The following is a 17423-nucleotide window of genomic DNA, read 5'->3' on the forward strand; positions in this document are numbered from 1 at the left end:
TTGGCTGTTCTGGCCTCTTCGCTGGCAAGCCAGCTCCTACAATGTGCGGTGTACACAGATCCCCTGTAGGAGCTGGCTTGCCAGCGAAGGGGCCCTTCCAGACACTACAAAAACATCTCCCGGCTCAACCCATGCCGCTGCATCTTTTCATTGAAGGTCCGGCGCGGCAGTTGCAGTTCTTCGAGCACCGCTTTCACATCGCCCTTGTGCCGGCTCAGCGCAGCGCGCAGGCATTGCGCCTCGAATGCTTCCTGCTGCGCTGCCAGCGACTGGCCGGGCTCGATGCCCATCGGCTCTGGCTCAGCCAAGCCCAAGACCTGACGCTCGGCGACATTCGCCAGCTCGCGCACGTTGCCCGGCCAGTCGTGGCTGAGCAGGTGGCTCAATTGCGCTCCGCTCAACGGGGGGAATTTACGTCCCAGGCGTTCGGCGGCATTTTGCGCGAACGATTCGAACAGCAAGGGTATGTCTTCGCGGCGTTCGCGCAAGGGCGGCAGGCGCAATTCGGCCACGTTCAGACGATAGGCCAGGTCTTCGCGGAAACGCCCGGCCCGCGCTTCGTCGAGCAGGTCCGGTTTGGTCGCGGCAATGATGCGCAGATCCACGCGGATGCTCTGGTTCGAGCCCAGTCGCTCCAGTTTTTGCTCCTGCAACACGCGCAGCAATTTCACTTGCTGGGCCAACGGCATGCTTTCGATTTCATCGAGAAACAGCGTGCCGCCGTCGGCGTACTCCAGCTTGCCGATGCGCTTGCCGGATGCCCCGGTGAACGCGCCGCTCTCATGGCCGAACAGCTCGGCCTCGAACAGTTGCTCGGGGATGGCCGCGCAGTTGAGGGCGACGAAGGGCTTGTCGGCCCTCGGTCCGAAATCGTGCAAGCAGCGCGCGACTAGCTCCTTGCCGCTACCGGTTTCACCGCGAATCAGCACGTTGACCGGCAGTGCTGCCAGGTCCAGAACTTGCCGGCGCAGGGTCTGCAACCCCCGGGACACGCCGAGCAACGTGGCATCGAGCTTGGCGCGGTTGTCCGCCTGCTCGTGCAGCGCGCGGTTTTCCAGCACCAGCCGGCGCTTGTCGAGAGCGCGGTGCAGGCTGGCGAGCAGGGTTTGCGGGCTGAAGGGTTTTTCGAGGAAATCGTAGGCACCGTCACGCATGGCCTCGACGGCCATCGGCACATCACCGTGACCGGTCAGCAGGATCACCGGCAAATCGGCGTCCCGGCGTTGCACTTCGGCCAGCAGTTCCAGGCCAGTCATGCCGGGCATGCGCACATCGCTGAGAATCACCCCGGCAAAATGCCTGGGCAATTGCGCCAGGCATTCATCGGCGCGGCTGAACAACTGCACCTCGAAACCCGACAGGCTCAACCATTGCTCGACGGCACTGCGGATGCTGCTTTCGTCGTCGACCACCATTACCGAATTCAGCATGGTTCAGGCACCTCCACGTCGATGGGCAAGGTCAGGGAAAACACCGCACCGCCTTTGCCATGGTTTTCGGCGCTCAGGCGGCCGCCGGACTCGTGGACGATGGCGAACGAAACGGCCAGGCCAATCCCCAGGCCGTCGCCCACCGGTTTAGTGGTGAAGAACGGATCGAAGACCTTGGGCAGGTTCTCTTCGGCGATGCCGCCGCCGTTGTCGATCACGCTCAGGCGCCACAATTGTTCGTCGGCCTCGAGGCGTATTTCCAGGCGTTTGCAGGGTTTGTCCTGCATCGCGTCGAGGGCGTTGCGCAGCAGGTTGATCAGCACCTGTTCCAGGCGAATCGCATCGCCACGCACCCAGGCCGGACGGGCCAGGTGCAGCACGGTACTGACTTGTTCGTCCCGCAGCCGTGTGTCGAGCAGTTGCAGCGACTGGTCGACCACGGCCGCCAGGTCCAGGCGTTCACGCAAACCGCCGGGGCTCTTGCGGGCGAAGGTTTTCAGGTGCCCGGTGAGGGCGGCCATGCGCGTGAGCATTTCATCCACAGGCTTGAGCGCCTTGTACGCGTCGTCGACCCGGCCGTGGTCGAGCAGCAGGCGCAAGGTTGCAAGCTGCATGCGCTGGGCGGTGAGCGGCTGGTTGATCTCATGGGCGAGGGCGGCGGACATCTGCCCCAACGCCGCGAGTTTGGCCGACTGCACCAGGCCTTCCTGGGCGGTGCGCAGATCGCGGGTACGTTCCTCTACAAGCTGTTCGAGTTCTTCGCGGCTGCGTTGGCGCATTTTTGCCAGGCGCCAGCGCTGGTTGAGAAACAGCAGCAGGAACACCACGGTCAGCCACAGACCGGCCGCGGCGATGGCGGCGTTGCGGCTGTCTTCGAAGGCGATTTGCGGACGACGCAGCAGGTGCAGGGTCCAGCCCTCGGCCGTCAGCGGCAGGGATTCCCACAGATAGTCCGCCTTGCCGTCCGGGCCATCGACCCGGGCCAGGACGCTGTTTTCGTCGAAGCGGCGCAACGATTGAAACTCAAGTGGCGTCAGCGGCTGCTTGTCGTACTGGCGGGTGCTTTTGAGCTCGGCGTGATCGCTGTCGCTCAACGGCTTGAGCAGGCGATAGCGCCAGCCCGGCTGGTTGGCGATGAAGACAATCGCGCGTACGTCGCTGACCAGCAGCGTGTCACTGCCCTGGCGCCATTCGCGCTCCAGTTCGGGAAACTCCAGCTTCACCACCATGGCGCCGAGGAACTGGCCGTCGTCATCGCTGACCGCACTGGAAAGGAAGTAACCGGGAATCCCGCTGGTCACGCCCACCGCGTAGAAGCGCCCGGTGCCCTGGGTCCGGGTCTGGCTGAAGTAGGGGCGAAAGGCGTAATTGTGGCCCACATAACTGCTGGGCAATCGCCAGTTGCTCGCCGCGATGGCCAGGCCATTGCGGTCGAGCAACTCCAGGGTCGAGGAGTCGGCGACACCGTTGATCTTTTCCAGTTTGCGGTTCAGCGCATCCTGTTGCCCGGGGCTCACCGGCCCTTTGAGCGCCGAGCGAAGTTCCGGGTCCAGCGCCAGCACGGCCGGCAGGGCGCGGTAGCGTTCGATCAGGGTATGCAACGAGGTGGCATACAGCGCCAGTTGCTGATTGGCGCGTGCCGCGTCCTCGACCATTGACTGGCGCAGGGCGTGACGCATGGCCAGCGTGGCGGCGAGGGCGGCACCGGCGATGATCAACAGGGTATAGAGCGCCAGGCGCAGGGTTCGGGAAGTCGGCAACATGCGGTGAACAACAGGACAAAATGGGGGAGGGCACCATAGCATGCGAACGGTGTTTACCTCGCTGGAGCACCGTTGTCCGGCCGAAAAAAAACCGGTCTGCCGTTGCCGACATACCGGTTTTTTTCAGCAGGCAGACGTGCTGTTTACTGCACTTCTACCGCCAGGCTTTCACTGATTTTTTTCTGCCAGATGGCAGGACCGGTGATGTGCACCGACTCGCCATTGCTGTCGACCGCAACGGTCACTGGCATGTCTTTGACGTCGAACTCGTAGATCGCTTCCATGCCCAGTTCGGCAAAAGCGACCACGCGGGACTTCTTGATCGCTTGCGCCACCAGGTAAGCCGCGCCACCCACTGCCATCAGGTAAACGGCTTTGTGGTCCTTGATCGCGTCGATTGCGGTCGGGCCGCGCTCGGATTTGCCGATCATGCCCAGCAGGCCGGTTTGCTCGAGGATCTGACGGGTGAACTTGTCCATCCGCGTGGCGGTGGTCGGGCCAGCCGGGCCAACCACTTCTTCGCGCACCGGATCAACCGGGCCGACGTAGTAGATGAAGCGACCTTTGAGGTCCACCGGCAAGGTTTCACCCTTGTTCAGCATCTCGACCATGCGCTTGTGCGCAGCGTCGCGACCGGTGAGCATCTTGCCGTTGAGCAGGACGGTCTCGCCCGGCTTCCAGCTTTGCACTTCTTCCGGGGTCAGGGTATCGAGGTTGACGCGACGGGCCGACGGGCCGGCTTCCCAGACGATTTCCGGGTAGGCATCCAAGGGCGGCGCTTCCTGGGCAACCGGGCCGGAACCGTCGAGCACAAAGTGCGTGTGACGGGTGGCGGCGCAGTTCGGGATCATGCACACCGGCAGGGAGGCGGCGTGGGTCGGGTAGTCCATGATCTTCACGTCGAGCACGGTGGTCAGGCCACCGAGGCCCTGGGCGCCGATGCCGAGCTGGTTGACCTTCTCGAACAGCTCCAGGCGCATTTCTTCAATGCGGTTCTGTGGGCCACGTGCCTTGAGCTCGTGGATGTCGATGGATTCCATCAACACTTCCTTGGCCATTACTGCGGCTTTCTCGGCGGTGCCGCCGATGCCGATGCCGAGCATGCCCGGAGGGCACCAGCCGGCGCCCATGGTCGGAACGGTCTTGAGCACCCAGTCGACGATCGAGTCGGACGGGTTGAGCATGGCCATTTTCGACTTGTTCTCGGAACCGCCGCCCTTGGCCGCCACGTCCACTTCCACGGTGTTACCTGGAACGATGGAGTAGTGGATAACGGCAGGCGTGTTGTCCTTGGTGTTCTTGCGAGCGCCCGCCGGGTCGGCGAGGATCGAGGCACGCAGGACGTTTTCCGGCAGGTTGTAGGCGCGACGCACGCCTTCGTTGATCATGTCGTCCAGGCTCATGGTGGCGCCATCCCAGCGCACGTCCATGCCCACGCGGACAAACACGGTGACGATGCCGGTGTCCTGGCAGATCGGGCGGTGGCCGGTGGCGCACATGCGCGAGTTGATCAGGATCTGCGCCATGGAGTCACGGGCCGCTGGCGATTCTTCGCGCAGGTAGGCTTCGTGCATCGCCTGGATGAAATCCACGGGGTGGTAATAGGAAATGAACTGCAGGGCGTCGGCAACGCTCTGAATCAGGTCGTCTTGCTTGATCACGGTCATGAGTCGCGCTCCTCTAAAAGACGGGAACATTCAATAAGGTGCTTGCAGCTTGGGTGCATCGGTCGGTTGCAAGCACCTTTCAAGGCACGCCGGGGCTGCTGGCGCGACGCTAAAAAGGCGCGGCAGTATACCGCGCCTCGGTTCGGTACACACCCGCCGGCAGTCAATCGTTGGTCGCATAAACACACAAAATACCTGTAGGAGCCGGCTTGCCAGCGAAGGGGCCATTGAAGTTTGCGTCATCATCAAGGACGCCTTCGCTGGCAAGCCAGCTCCTACTGATTGCGGTGTATCAGGTTGGCCACGCCCTTGTAGGAGCCGGCTTGCCGGCGAAGGGACTTTGGATATTGCGTTGTTTTTGAGGACGCCTTCGCTGGCAAGCCATCTCCTACAGGGGGCATGGCGTGGTAGTTGCCTTTGGCCCGACTAAAATTGAATGGTCATTTATCGGCCGTGCCACTAAAGTGACATACGGTCTGTGGAGTAGGACGCTCTGTCAGTCTCTTTTCATATGGTGAGTCAACGATTGACCCATAACGCCATCCAGCGCCTGTTGCTCAAACGCTTTGCCCTCGCGGCCGGCACCTATGCCCTGGCATTGGTGTTGCTGTGGCTGGCATTTTTCACTGGCCACTTCGATGCGCCGGTCTCCAGCGTCGCCGCCGGCAGCGCGCTGGTGGTGATCAGCCAGGCTGTCCTGTTCGCGGTGTTCTATAGCGGCTGCAACCTGCGTTTTCGCGACCCCAGCCTGACCGAGACGCAAGTGTTGCTGGGCCTGTGTTGGCAAACCTGGCTGATCGCCAACCTGGATGAAGCCCGGGGCGCGTTCCTGGTGTTCTACGTGTTGATCCTGCTGTTCGGCCTGTTCCACCTGTCGCGCCGCGCCTTTGTGCGCTGCGCGCTGCTGGTGTTCTTCAGTTTCAGCGCGATCACGTTGTGGGAGGGCTACCACTTCCAGCTGCCTGACCCGGCCATGGCGGTGTTGCAGGCCTGTGTGCTGTTTATCGTGCTGGTGTGGCTGGTGCTGTATGCGCGTTACGTCCAGGCCTCGCGGCAACGGATGCGCCAGCGGCGTTTTGCCTTGCAGGCACACCAGGACACCTTGCGCGGGATGATGCGCCAGCTCGAAGACCTCGTCGCCACCGACGAACTCACCGGGCTGTTCAATCGCCGGCACTTCCTGCGCCTGGCTTCGCGCGAATTGCATGCCATGGACGCCGGCGTTGTGCACGGCCTGGCGCTGATCGACCTCGACCATTTCAAACGTATCAACGACCTTCACGGCCACGCCGCTGGCGATCAGGTGCTGCAAGCCTTTGCCGGCGTGGCCACCGCATGCCTGCGCGACGGTGACGTGCTGGCGCGCTACGGCGGCGAAGAGTTCGTGGTGCTGCTGCCCGATTGCGACGCCGACCGATTGACCGCGTGCTGCGAACGGCTGCGCATTGCGTTTACCGATGTCGAATTGATCGGCCTCAATGTGCGCAACCTTAGCCTGTCCGCCGGCATGACCTTGCTGGAATTGGGCGACGATCTCGATGACGCCCTGCAACGGGCCGATCAGGCGCTGTATCGCGCCAAGCGCGATGGCCGCAACCGCTGCGCGGCGGCGTGGGAGAACGTCGATGCCTGAACTGCGGGTCGGCGAGCGCCACTGGTCGGTGGCGGCAGGCAGCAACCTGCTCGACGCCTTGAATCAGAACGGTGTGCCGGTGCCCTACAGTTGCCGCGCCGGCAGTTGCCACGCATGCCTGGTCCAGTGTGTGCAGGGGCTGCCAAACGACAGTCGCCCCGATGCCCTGAGTGCAGAGCAGCGCGATCAGGGTTGGCGCCTGGCGTGCCAGTGCCAAGTGATCGACGACTTGCAGGTGCATACCTTCGATCCGCAAACCGATGGCCGACCGGCCGAAGTGGCGGCCGTCGATTGGCTGAGCGCTACAGTCCTGCGCCTGCGCGTCATTGCTCAGCGGCCGTTGCGCTACAGCGCCGGCCAGCATCTGGTGTTGTGGGCGGGTAATGTGGCGCGGCCTTACTCCTTCGCCAGCCTGCCGCAGGAAGACCGTTTCCTGGAGTTCCACCTCGATTGCCGCCAGCCGGGTGAATTCAGCGATGTGGCCAGGCAACTGCGCATCGGCGATCCGATCCGTCTCGGTGAACTGCGCGGTGGCGCCCTGCATTACGATCCGGACTGGCATGTCCGGCCGTTGTGGCTGATGGCCGCCGGCACCGGGCTGGCCCCCTTGTTTGGCGTCTTGCGCGAAGCGCTGCGCCAGGATCATCAGGGCGCTATCCGCGTCATTCACCTGGCCCATGATGCCGATGAGCACTACCTGGCCAAACCCCTGCAAGCCATGGCGGCCAACCGTCCAAACCTGAGTGTCGAGCTGTGGACGCCGGCCGAGTTGCCAGCGGCTTTGGCGCAACTGCGGCTTGTTTCTCGGCAAACCCTGGCCCTACTCTGCGGGGCCCCCGACAGTGTCGACGCCTTCGCCCGACGCCTGTACCTGGCGGGATTGCCGCGCAATCAACTGCTGGCCGATGTGTTCCTGCCGCGTGGTTGAGCGCTGAAACCGCAATGAAATCTTCCGACCTCGCAATGCCGAGACCTGCCATGACCGATGCCATCCAGATTGAACGCGAGCGCGGCCTGCTTACCCTGCGCCTGAATCGCCCGGACAAGAAAAACGCCCTGACCCGCGCCATGTACAGCCATTTGGCCGAGGCGCGGGAAATGGCGTTGCGTTTTGAGTCGCTGCCACCGGAAGCGGTGCGCATTAGCAAGCAATTGATGAAGGCACCGGATCGGGAACTATTGCGCAAGGTGATTGAGGAGGAGGGGGCGTTGTTTACCCAGCGGCTGCGTTCGCCGGAGGCGTTGGCAGCGTTGACCGGGTTTATCAAGCGCCATTGAATTTGCGTTGGCAGGGTCGGCCCCATCGTGGGCAAGCCCGCTCCCACAGTGGTCGGTGTTGTTCGCAAAACGTGTGCCCAATGCAAAATCCTGTAGGAGCGGGCTTGCCCGCGAAGAGCCGGAACAGACAACACACCTCTCGGATCAGAAAGCAAAAAGCCCCGCCATTCACATGGCGGGGCTTTTGTTTTTCAGCGCGCGGTCACTCAGACCATCGGGTCGCCAACGTGCAGGATCTTCATGCCGTTGGTGCCACCGGTGGTGTGGTAGCTGTCGCCCTTGGTCAGGATGACCCAGTCGCCTTTCTGCACGACGCCACGCTTGACCAGCTCGTCGATCGCCTTCTGGCTCACTTCGTTCGGTGCCAGCGAAGCCGGGTCGAACGGAATGGTGTACACGCCACGGAACATCGCCGCGCGAGCCTGGGCTTCACGGTGTGGGGTGAACGCGTAGATTGGCACCGAGGAACGGATACGCGACATGATCAGCGGGGTGTAGCCACTTTCGGTCAGGGCGATGATCGCCTTCACGCCCGGGAAGTGGTTGGCGGTGTACATGGTCGCCAGCGCGATGCTTTCGTCGCAGCGGCTGAATTCCTTGCCGATGCGGTGGCTGGAGGTCTTGCTGGTCGGGTGCTTTTCGGCGCCGACGCAGATGCGCGCCATCGCTTGCACGGCTTCCAGCGGGTACAGGCCAGCGGCACTTTCAGCCGAGAGCATCACGGCGTCGGTGTAGTCGAGCACGGCGTTGGCTACGTCGGACACTTCGGCGCGGGTCGGCATCGGGTTCTGGATCATCGACTCCATCATCTGGGTCGCAACGATCACTGCCTTGTTGTGGCGGCGTGCGTGCAGGATGATCTTCTTCTGGATGCCCACCAGCTCGGCGTCGCCGATTTCCACGCCCAGGTCACCACGGGCCACCATCACGGCGTCGGAGGCCTTGATCAGGCCGTCGAGGGTTTCGTCGTCGGCCACGGCTTCGGCGCGCTCGATCTTCGCCACCAGCCAGGCAGTGCCGCCGGCCTCGTCGCGCAGTTTACGGGCGTATTCCATGTCGGCGGCGTCACGCGGGAAGGAGACGGCCAGGTAGTCGACTTCCATTTCCGCCGCGAGCTTGATGTCGGCCTTGTCTTTTTCAGTCAGGGCCGGGGCGGTCAGGCCGCCACCGCGACGGTTGATGCCTTTGTGGTCCGACAGCGGGCCGCCGATGGTCACGGTGCAATTCAGTTCGGTGGCCGTCGCGGTATCGACGCGCATTACCACGCGACCGTCGTCGAGCAGCAGCTCGTCGCCCACGCCGCAGTCCTTGACCAGGTCCGGGTAGTCGATGCCGACCACTTGCTGGTTGCCTTCGGTCAGCGGATGGCTGGTGGAGAAGGTGAATTGATCACCGATCTTCAGCTCGATCTTCTTGTTGGCGAATTTGGCGATACGGATCTTCGGGCCTTGCAGGTCACCCAGCAGGGCGACGAAGCGGCCGTGCTTGGCAGCGAGTTCACGCACCAGCTTCGCGCGAGCCTTGTGCTCGTCGGGGGTGCCGTGGGAGAAGTTCAGGCGGGCGACGTCCAGGCCAGCCAGAATCAGCTGTTCGAGAACTTCCGGCGAGTTACTGGCCGGGCCAAGGGTGGCAACGATTTTGGTACGACGGACGGACATGCAAAGACTCCTGAGTTCAAGCGCTGAGTGAGGCTACTATGCTGCGAAGTTGTAGTCATTGTTCGTCTGCACTACTTATTGCTTTCTTTATTGAACACCGCAACTTTGCATCCCGGCCGCCTGAAGATTTCCGACCATGGGTCGATACAGCGTTCAAGACAGGAGATTTTCCCATGCGTTTCGTACTCATTGCTGCCCTTGCCGTCAGCGCCCTCAGCGTTACCGGATGCACCCGTTGGGCAATGAACCATCACCTGAACAATGCCTACAGCGCCTATGACCGGGGCAACTGCGAGCAGGTGATGCTCGAATTGTCCAAGGTCGAGCGCGACAGCCGGGCGCGGCCTTATGTGTGGCCGGAAGTGTCGATGATGCGCGGCCAGTGCCTTGAACGGCAGAAGATGTACATCGATGCGGTCCAGACTTATCAATTCATCATGGCCTCTTATCCACAGAGCGAATACGCCTACCGCGCCCGAGCCCGCATCGAGACCCTGGAGAGCCTGGGTCATTACCCGACGCGCAGTGCCGCGGCGGCAAAACCGACGCAGTTCTGATGGCAGGCATCATTCCATCGCTGGCTCACCGGCGGTGGTGAGCTATAGTCGAGGAAACCGGTTGCAGAGCCTCGCCTCTGAGTCGGGGCAATACCCGTGACCGGCATTACAAATACGTTGCGCTGACAGGACTGGCGCACCGGGAGCGGGGAGAGCGGGCACTGATTAAAGGCAGACCCGTTCCGAAGCAGTAGTGCGGCTCTGCTTAAGAGCCTGGCATAGCGATTTTCACATGTTCACCGACCGCCGAATCGAGCGGCATCAACTGCCGTACTTCCTCAAGGTATTCAATGGCATAACCGGCAAACCCATCGGCTATCTGGGCAATGTCTCGGACGACGGGCTGATGCTGATCAGCCAGCTGCCGATGATGATCGGCGCGGACTTTGAGTTGCGCCTGAAGATTCCCGCCATCGAAGGTGGCCAGCACCTTATCGATTTGCACGCCTGCTGCCTCTGGTGCCACGAAGACGCGACCCCCCAACATTACGACGCCGGTTTCAGCCTGCAACAGGCGCCGTCGGAGTATGGACAACTGGTGGAGGCATTGCGGCAGTACTTCAGTTTTCAGTCGTTGCCGACTTCGGTTTGAACCCAGTGGAAAACCAGCCACTCGTGATTGCACAGGCTCAAACGCCAGCCCGTTTCCAGCCCAGGTAACGGGTTACCAACTCGGCCCCCAACTCACCGGGCCGCGTATCCATCACCAACACTGCGTGAGCGTTCAAACGTTCATGGAGTGCGGCGCGTGAATTGAGGTAATCCACGGTCCCGCAGTAGGCCAGCGCCTCGGGCAAGGTCTGCACCGGTGACTGGCGTAGTGTGTCGAGCACGTCTTCGCGCAGGCTTGCGACCAGCACCTGGTGCTGCTGGCTCAGGCGATGGACGGCCGGGAGCAGTTCATCGTCGACCTCTTCGCGCAGGTTGGTCACCAGTACTACCAGTGCCCGGCGTTTTTGCCGCGCCAGCAGTTGCATGGCGGCGGCTTGATAGTCGGCGCTGCGCTGAGTGCTGTTCAAGTCATAGACGGTGTTGAGCAGGGTATTGAGATGGCTGGTGCCTTTTACCGGCGCAAGGTAGCGCGGCTGTTCGTTGGCAAAAGTACACAGGCCCACTGCGTCACCCTGGCGCAGGGCGACGTAGCTGAGCAATAGACAGGCGTTGAGGGCGTGATCGAAGTGCGACAGCTCATCGTCCTGGCTGCGCATGTGCCGGCCGCAGTCGAGCATGAAGATGATCTGCTGGTCGCGTTCGTCCTGATACTCCCGGGCAATCGGTGTGCGTTGGCGGGCGGTGGCTTTCCAGTCGATCTGGCGCAGGCTGTCACCCTCACGAAATTCGCGCAATTGATGGAATTCCAGGCCCAGGCCACGGCGTTGTTTCTGGCGTACACCGAGCTGGCTGAGCCAGTTGTCCACCGCGAGTAACTGCCCTTCATAGAGACGGGCGAAGTCGGGGTAGACGCGGGTGGTGTCGGGCAGGTCGAGCAGGCGTCTGTCGGACCATAGTCCCAAGGAGCTTGGCAGGATGATTTCGCAGCGCAGGTAACTGAAGTGGCCGCGCTTGAGCGGGCGCAGGCGATATCCGGTCTGACTGTACTGGCCGGGTTGCAATTCGACCGTCAGGGGCAGGTTTTCGAAGCTCAGGCCCAGTGGTACGTGGTCAAAGATTTGTACCTTTAGTGGTTGTGAATAATCGTGCTCGACCCTCAGTTGCACTTCGCTCCATCGACCCAGCGCCAGGCTACCGGGCATCTGGCGTATCAATCGCGGCGAAGACAGGCGTTTCACCCGCACTGCATCCAGCAGTGCCAGGGCCAGCAATGCCAGGAGCATTCCCCAATTGACCGCCATCAGGTTCGCCGGGACTGCGACCCCCAGCACTTGCAATGTGCCAGACACGATGCCGCAGGCCAGCAGAATCAGCAGCCAGGCGAGCATCAGGCGTGAAGGTCTCACAGGCGCGGCGCCGGCACTTGATCGAGCAACTGTTGCAACACCTGATCCACTTCCAGCCCTTCGATGTCCAGTTCCGGCGCCATACGCACGCGATGGCGCAGCACGGCGAGGGCGCAGCCCTTGATGTCATCCGGAGTCACGAACTCACCCCCGCGCAACAACGCCCGGGCACGGGCACAGCGCACCAGTGCGATGGACGCCCGTGGGCCGGCGCCGAGGCTCAGCCCTGGCCAGCTGCGGGTGGAGCGCGCCAGGCGCACGGCGTAATCGAGCACCTGGTCGTCCAGTGCCAGGTCACTGGCGATGCGTTGCAGGGCCAGCACATCCTTGGCCTGCAATAACGTGCGCATCGGTTGCACATCGAGCATGTCGGCCCGGGTCGAACGGCTGACCTGGCGCACCATGTCCAGCTCTTGCTCGGCATCGGGGTAATCCATGCGCACCTTGAGCATGAAGCGGTCCAGTTCAGCCTCCGGCAGGGGGTAGGTGCCTTCCTGCTCGATCGGGTTTTGCGTGGCAAGCACCATGAACGGTTGCGCAATCGGCAACGGTTGGCCCTCAAGGGTGACTTGCCGTTCCTGCATGGCTTCGAGCAGTGCCGCCTGGGTTTTCGCCGGGGCACGGTTGATCTCGTCGGCCAGCAGCAGGTTGGTGAACAATGGTCCTTTGCGCAGTTTGAATTGCTCGGTCTGCAAGTCGTACACCGCATGCCCGGTGACGTCGCTGGGCATCAGGTCCGGGGTGAACTGGATACGTGCGAATTCGCCGCCGAAGCAGCGGGCGAGGGCACGCACCAACAGGGTTTTGCCAAGCCCCGGTACGCCTTCGAGCAACACGTGGCCGCCGGCGATCAGCGCGGTCAACACGTCGTCGATCACGCTGTCCTGACCGATCACGGCTTTTTGCAGTTCCTTGCGCACGGCTTGGGCCAACTGACCGGCACGCTGACGTTGTTGAGCGGCATGGTTCGGCGCTGCGTCGGGCTCGACGGATTCACTCATAGGGCATTCCTCAAAGATTGCAGGTGGGCGACCTGACGGCTGAATTCAGCGCTGGACAGTCGTTGCTTCGCACGCGGGCTCATGGCCTGGCTGATCGCACGCGTGGGTTGGCCGGTCAGGCGCGCCAGCACCCGCCATTGCTCGGCGACGGCGAGCTGTTCAAAACCAGGATGGCGCCGTCGCACGCGACGCAGAATGTCTTGCTGCAAGGCTTGCAGCAGACCGGCCTGACCGTTGCGGCGCAACAGGAAATCGGCACTGGCGCGCAGGTGTTCCTGCAATTGCCGGCGTGCCTTGGGGGCGGGTTCCAGCAACGGCCCCTGACGTACGCTTGCGTGCCAGCAACCCAGGGCGATCAACGCGAACAACGCCACCAGCGCCTGGGGGAAATAGCGCAGGAGCAGGGTCACCAGGCTGTCATGAACGGTGTTGAAGATCAGCGTTACACCGGTGTCGGCAGTCAGGTACCAGAGCAGCCAGGCGTTGTCGTATTGGTCGATGGCCGGGGTTTTCCACAGGTCGGCATCGGTGACCACGATGATCGAACCGAGCCCGTAGTCGAGCTGCATCATGTGCGTGGCCCGGGCGCTGTTGGCCCAGGCCTGGGCGAGGTTCTTCGGGTCTTCGAGATGGAACACGGTATCGAAACCGGCATAGGCCGGGGCGTCTTCGTCTTCCAGGTAGAGCTTGGTCAGTTGCGGATAGGGATCGTCGCCAGCATCCGGCGGCGGATCCTTGAGGTCTTTGCTTAGGGACTGGTGCAGTTGCACCCGATCGAGCAGCAGGTCATTGCTATGGCCGAGTTTTTCATTCCAGAGCGACTCGGCGACGAACAGCAGCCGGCCACCGGCCCGGGTCCAGTTCATCACCTGGTCGATCTGCCGAGGGGTCATGTTGTAGCGGTCGCCGAGCAACAACAGGCTGTGTTGATGCGGGTCGAGGCTGGGCAGGATGTCCAGGCCATTGGCATGACCGACGTTCAGGCCCTGCTTGCGCAAAAAGAGCTCCGCCGCCAGATACGGGTTGGCATTGGCTTCGGGGGACGGGCCGTGGTCGATGTCGGTCTGGTAAGGCGATGCCTTCAGATACAGATAAACACTCAGCGCAATCACCAACGCGGCGAGCAATGCACCGACCACCGAACCCCAGCGCCGACTCAAAGGATGGTCTCCGGGCCGAACAGAGCACGCCAGCCGTTACACAGTTGCTGCTGCACTTGAGCCGGCGGCAGGCGATGACCATAGGCCATGTCTTGCCAGTGCCCGGTCAGGTTTTGGCTGTACGCCAGCAGGGCTGGCTGTTGCAGCAACTCGACACGATGCAGCACTTGCCCTTCGGTGTCGGCGGCCTTGAGTGCGATGTTGAAATCGTGCAGCAGGCGGCTGAGCAGGGCGCGATAGAGCAAGCCAAGGGCTTCGCGTGGTTGGGTTTGCCAGAGGCGTTCGGCGTGGCTGGCGATGTCGGCGGGCAGGGATTCGGGCTTGAGGTCCAGGCCGAATGCCTGCTGCGGCAACGGTCGTATCGCTTTGGGCTTGAGCGACGGTCGGCGGCTGACGAACGCCTGCAACCAGTCGCGATAGCGCCAGATCAACAGGCCGACAGCGCCAATCACGGTACCCCACAACAGAATTTCAATCAGCGTCGCCAAGGCCCCGAAGTGATGCCCTTCAAACAGTTTAAGCAGGGCCTTCAACCACGACGGTGTCTGGCCATCGCCTGCGGTTTCCGTGTTCGGCGTGTCGTCGCCAAAGCGGTAGCGCGTCACTGTCTCCCGGTTCTTGAACGGCGCTTGTTCGACAATCGCCTTGATGCTGTCCCTTGCCGCCTGGCTGGTCAGGGGTTGGTCGAGCAGACGCGGGCTGTCGGGTGACATTGCCGGTTGCGCGGCCCACGCGCTGTTCGGGGGCGGCAGCAGCACGATCACCGCCAGCAACAGGACAGCACTTGCACTGACGATTCGCTGGCGCAGGCGGCGGAACACCAGTTCGATATCCCAGGCCTCCAGTACGGTGCGCCGGTTCAGGTAAAGGCTGAAACCGCAGGCGACATAGATCGGTTCCCAGATCACCAGCACCAACGCGTAAAAGGCATTGGTCAGGTGTTCCAGCCAACGCCAGTCCTGGGACGCCGCAGAAATCAGCGTTTGCCAGCTCCAGTCGATTGCGACCTGCTGGGGCAGCAGCAGATAGAACAGCACCATCAAACCGATCCACAACGCGCCTTCCAGGTGCGCGCCAATGATCGTCAGCCAACTGGCGGCACCGGCGTCTCGCTGCAACAGCACTTGCAAACGTTGCTGGCGTGGTGCGCCGTCGAGCCCTTCGAGCTGCATCACCGGCATCACGAAACTGCGGTGCAGGCTCAGGCGTCGCCAGGTCAGGCTGGCCAACAGTTGCGGTTTGAGCAGGCGCGGCCATTGCTGCAGGGCCTGCTTGAGCGTGGGCGTTTCGCCGAACATGGCTTTGGACAGGATGTACAGCGGCAGGCGTTCGAACGCCGGTTTCAGCCACCAGAAAATGAACACCGCGAGGGACGGTGAATCCCAGAATATCCAACTGAGCAGTACGAACACCGGCAGGGTCACCAGCGCCCAACTGGTCATCAGCAGCCGTCGGTGCCGCTGGCTCAGCAGCACGCCGAGGTCCATGGCTTCCCAGGTCGAGCGTGGCCGAATCACCACCGTGGCGTCACTCAGGCGCATGGCGCTGTCGTCCGGCAAAAAACAGGTAAACCGCCACCAGCACCCAGAGCGTCGCGCCGACCAGGTATTTGGTCTGGTGCGTAGGGCCAGTCATGGACGACCAGTAGGCTTCGATAAACGCAGCGATCAACAAAAACAGCATGACCCCGCAAATCAGCAACACGCTCTTGCGCGCCGCCAGGCGCAAGGCTTCGGCACGCGGCAGGCGCCCCGGCGCGATCAACGCCCAGCCCAGCTTCAGGCCGGCGGCACCGGCCAGGGCGATGGCGCTGAGTTCGAAAGCGCCATGTCCGATCACGAACGACCAGAAGGTTTGCCCGTAGCCGACGTAGGTCAGGTGCCCGGCCACCGCGCCAATCATCAGGCCGTTGAAAATCAGGAAAAACACACTGCCCAGGCCAAACAGCAAACCGCTGGCGAAGGTCTGAAACGCAATGCCGATGTTGTGCATGATGTAGTAGCCGAACATCACCCAGTTTTCGCTGGCCGCCCGTTGCGCCGTGCGCCCCAGGTGACCGGCGACGGGATCGTACATACTTTGCATCTCGCTGACCTGTTCGGCGGGGAGCAGGTTGTAGACCAGGTCCGGGAACAGGTAGACCAGCAGCGCGAAACCGGCCAGGCTGCCAAAGAACATCAGGCTGGCGGCGAGCACGAAGCGCCATTGTTCACGCACCAGTCGCGGGAAATCGGCCAGGATAAAGGCCAGCACACTGGCGCCTAAACGGCTGCGGTGGCGGTAAAGCTGTTGGTGTCCGCGCAGCACTTGTTGCTGCAAGGCGTCGATCAGGAAACTGCTGTAGCCACGCTCCCGTGCCAGTGCCAGGTGCTGGCAGAGGCGTCGGTAGTCTTTCGGGAAACTGCCGGCGTCGAGGGCTTTGCTGTTTCGTTCCAACTGATCGAGCTGTTGGGAGAAACGCTCCCATTCGGCCTGGTGCCGACTTTCAAAAAGACGTTGCTTCATGTCGGCCCCAGCAAGCCGCGGGCGATGCCGTTGAGCTCGGTCACGGCCTGCGAGGCTGGGACTTGCAACGGTTGGGCGAGAATTGCAGCCAGTTCATCAACCCGTGCCGGCGAGAGTTCGCACTGGCGTTCGGCAAAGCCGAGGATGGCGCGCTGTTCCGCGAGTGCGAGGACAAAGGCCGGGCGGCGGGGCAGGGCTTCGGGAAGTTCGGGGCGGCTGCGCGGGTGTTCGCGGTAGATCACCAGCGTCCCGGCGGCGAGGTCACCAAGACGCTTGAAATGAGGATGTTGCAGGCAACTGACGGCCCCGAGGAAATAACCGAATGGCAGGATATCGACAACGCGCAACAGGTTGCGCAGCAACGAAGCAGACCAGCCGACCGGAGTGCCATCGTCGTGCACCACGCGCAGTCCCAGCCATTGCTTGCCCGGCGAACGACCCTGGTTCAGCACCTCGAACAGCACCATGTACCACCAGCTGATAACGAACAGCAGGAGCGAGCCAAGCCCGGCACCCAGTTTGCCGAACATCGCCAGGCCTATGAACAGCACGCCCAGGATCAGGCCGCGCACACCCAGGTCGACGGTGAACGCCAGCGCACGGATCATCAACCCGGCCGGGCGCAGTGGCAGGTCGACGCCTTCCGGCGTTTCGACGTGATACCGCGTATCCAGTGGCGGTGACAGCGGTGCATTCCCTGGCAGTGCTGTGGTCTCGAGCATGGGCAACCTGATGATGTGGCCGGAGTCGGGATTCTGTGTCCATCCGATGCTAGCAGCCAATGCCCAAGGAAACGACATAACTATGTATTGC

At 62.4% G+C, this 17423-nt stretch carries 14 protein-coding genes and 2 pseudogenes; 6 read left to right on the forward strand and 10 right to left on the reverse strand.

All coding sequences use genetic code 11. The features are described 5' to 3' along the window. Positions 1–104: 104 nt before the first annotated feature. The 3 genes from J1D76_RS17125 to J1D76_RS17135 form a co-directional block, all read right to left on the reverse strand. Positions 105–1430, reverse strand: a complete 1326-nt coding sequence (locus tag J1D76_RS17125; protein WP_421139428.1) for a sigma-54-dependent transcriptional regulator — start codon at positions 1428–1430, stop codon at positions 105–107. Then, entirely contained in the window at positions 1424–3193 is a 1770-nt protein-coding gene (locus J1D76_RS17130) for an ATP-binding protein (RefSeq protein WP_421139430.1), read from the reverse strand. Before J1D76_RS17130 ends, J1D76_RS17125 begins: the two co-directional genes overlap by 7 nt. A gap of 143 nt (positions 3194–3336) precedes the next feature. Next, positions 3337–4860 (reverse strand): fumarate hydratase, encoded by a 1524-nt coding sequence (locus J1D76_RS17135; RefSeq protein WP_421139431.1) that lies wholly within the window; start codon positions 4858–4860, stop codon positions 3337–3339. Positions 4861–5386: 526 nt separating this feature from the next. Here J1D76_RS17135 and J1D76_RS17140 point away from each other — a divergent pair. The 4 genes and pseudogenes from J1D76_RS17140 to J1D76_RS17155 form a co-directional block, all read left to right on the forward strand. Further along, entirely contained in the window at positions 5387–6493 is a 1107-nt protein-coding gene (locus tag J1D76_RS17140) for a diguanylate cyclase domain-containing protein (protein WP_421139432.1), read from the forward strand. Next, positions 6486–7421, forward strand: a complete 936-nt coding sequence (locus J1D76_RS17145; protein WP_421139433.1) for an iron-sulfur-binding ferredoxin reductase — start codon at positions 6486–6488, stop codon at positions 7419–7421. The genes J1D76_RS17140 and J1D76_RS17145 overlap by 8 nt, the downstream gene beginning before the upstream one ends. Positions 7422–7471: 50 nt before the next feature. Beyond that, positions 7472–7585, forward strand: a pseudogene (locus J1D76_RS17150) (enoyl-CoA hydratase); the annotation flags it as partial. Continuing rightward, positions 7574–7771: pseudogene (locus J1D76_RS17155) on the forward strand (enoyl-CoA hydratase); the annotation flags it as partial. The pseudogenes J1D76_RS17150 and J1D76_RS17155, both read left to right, overlap by 12 nt. Positions 7772–7977: 206 nt before the next feature. On the opposite strand, the gene pyk reads toward J1D76_RS17155, so the two are convergent. Further along, positions 7978–9429 (reverse strand): pyruvate kinase, encoded by a 1452-nt coding sequence (gene pyk / locus J1D76_RS17160; RefSeq protein WP_421139434.1) that lies wholly within the window; start codon positions 9427–9429, stop codon positions 7978–7980. 173 nt (positions 9430–9602) lie between these two features. Between pyk and J1D76_RS17165 the strand changes: the two genes are divergently transcribed. Together J1D76_RS17165 and J1D76_RS17170 are read left to right on the forward strand one after the other, a co-directional pair. After that, positions 9603–9986 carry a tetratricopeptide repeat protein gene (locus J1D76_RS17165; protein WP_421139435.1) on the forward strand — a complete coding sequence of 128 codons (384 nt, stop codon included), beginning with the start codon at positions 9603–9605 and terminating at the stop codon, positions 9984–9986. A 232-nt stretch (positions 9987–10218) separates the two neighbouring features. After that, the gene (locus J1D76_RS17170; protein ID WP_421139436.1) at positions 10219–10578 is read left to right on the forward strand and encodes a PilZ domain-containing protein; all 360 of its coding nucleotides are present in this window, start codon (positions 10219–10221) and stop codon (positions 10576–10578) included. 37 nt (positions 10579–10615) lie between these two features. On the opposite strand, the gene J1D76_RS17175 is transcribed toward J1D76_RS17170, so the two are convergent. From J1D76_RS17175 to J1D76_RS17200, 6 genes are read right to left on the reverse strand one after another with little or no spacing between them, the layout of a single operon-like run. Further along, entirely contained in the window at positions 10616–11944 is a 1329-nt protein-coding gene (locus tag J1D76_RS17175; protein ID WP_421139437.1) for a DUF58 domain-containing protein, read from the reverse strand. After that, positions 11941–12945, reverse strand: coding sequence for an AAA family ATPase (locus J1D76_RS17180; RefSeq protein WP_421139438.1), 1005 nt, complete (start codon positions 12943–12945; stop codon positions 11941–11943). Before J1D76_RS17180 ends, J1D76_RS17175 begins: the two co-directional genes overlap by 4 nt. After that, positions 12942–14105: a DUF4350 domain-containing protein gene (locus J1D76_RS17185; RefSeq protein WP_421139439.1), complete on the reverse strand. Its 1164-nt coding sequence runs from the start codon at positions 14103–14105 to the stop codon at positions 12942–12944. Before J1D76_RS17185 ends, J1D76_RS17180 begins: the two co-directional genes overlap by 4 nt. Beyond that, positions 14102–15646: a DUF4129 domain-containing protein gene (locus J1D76_RS17190; RefSeq protein WP_421139440.1), complete on the reverse strand. Its 1545-nt coding sequence runs from the start codon at positions 15644–15646 to the stop codon at positions 14102–14104. Before J1D76_RS17190 ends, J1D76_RS17185 begins: the two co-directional genes overlap by 4 nt. Continuing rightward, positions 15633–16610 (reverse strand): stage II sporulation protein M, encoded by a 978-nt coding sequence (locus J1D76_RS17195; protein WP_421139441.1) that lies wholly within the window; start codon positions 16608–16610, stop codon positions 15633–15635. Before J1D76_RS17195 ends, J1D76_RS17190 begins: the two co-directional genes overlap by 14 nt. Continuing rightward, positions 16607–17332: an RDD family protein gene (locus tag J1D76_RS17200; protein WP_421139442.1), complete on the reverse strand. Its 726-nt coding sequence runs from the start codon at positions 17330–17332 to the stop codon at positions 16607–16609. The genes J1D76_RS17195 and J1D76_RS17200 overlap by 4 nt, the downstream gene beginning before the upstream one ends. Positions 17333–17423: the final 91 nt, after the last annotated feature.

It is taken from the genome of Pseudomonas sp. NFX15 (assembly GCF_049132105.1).
Lineage (GTDB): Bacteria > Pseudomonadota > Gammaproteobacteria > Pseudomonadales > Pseudomonadaceae > Aquipseudomonas.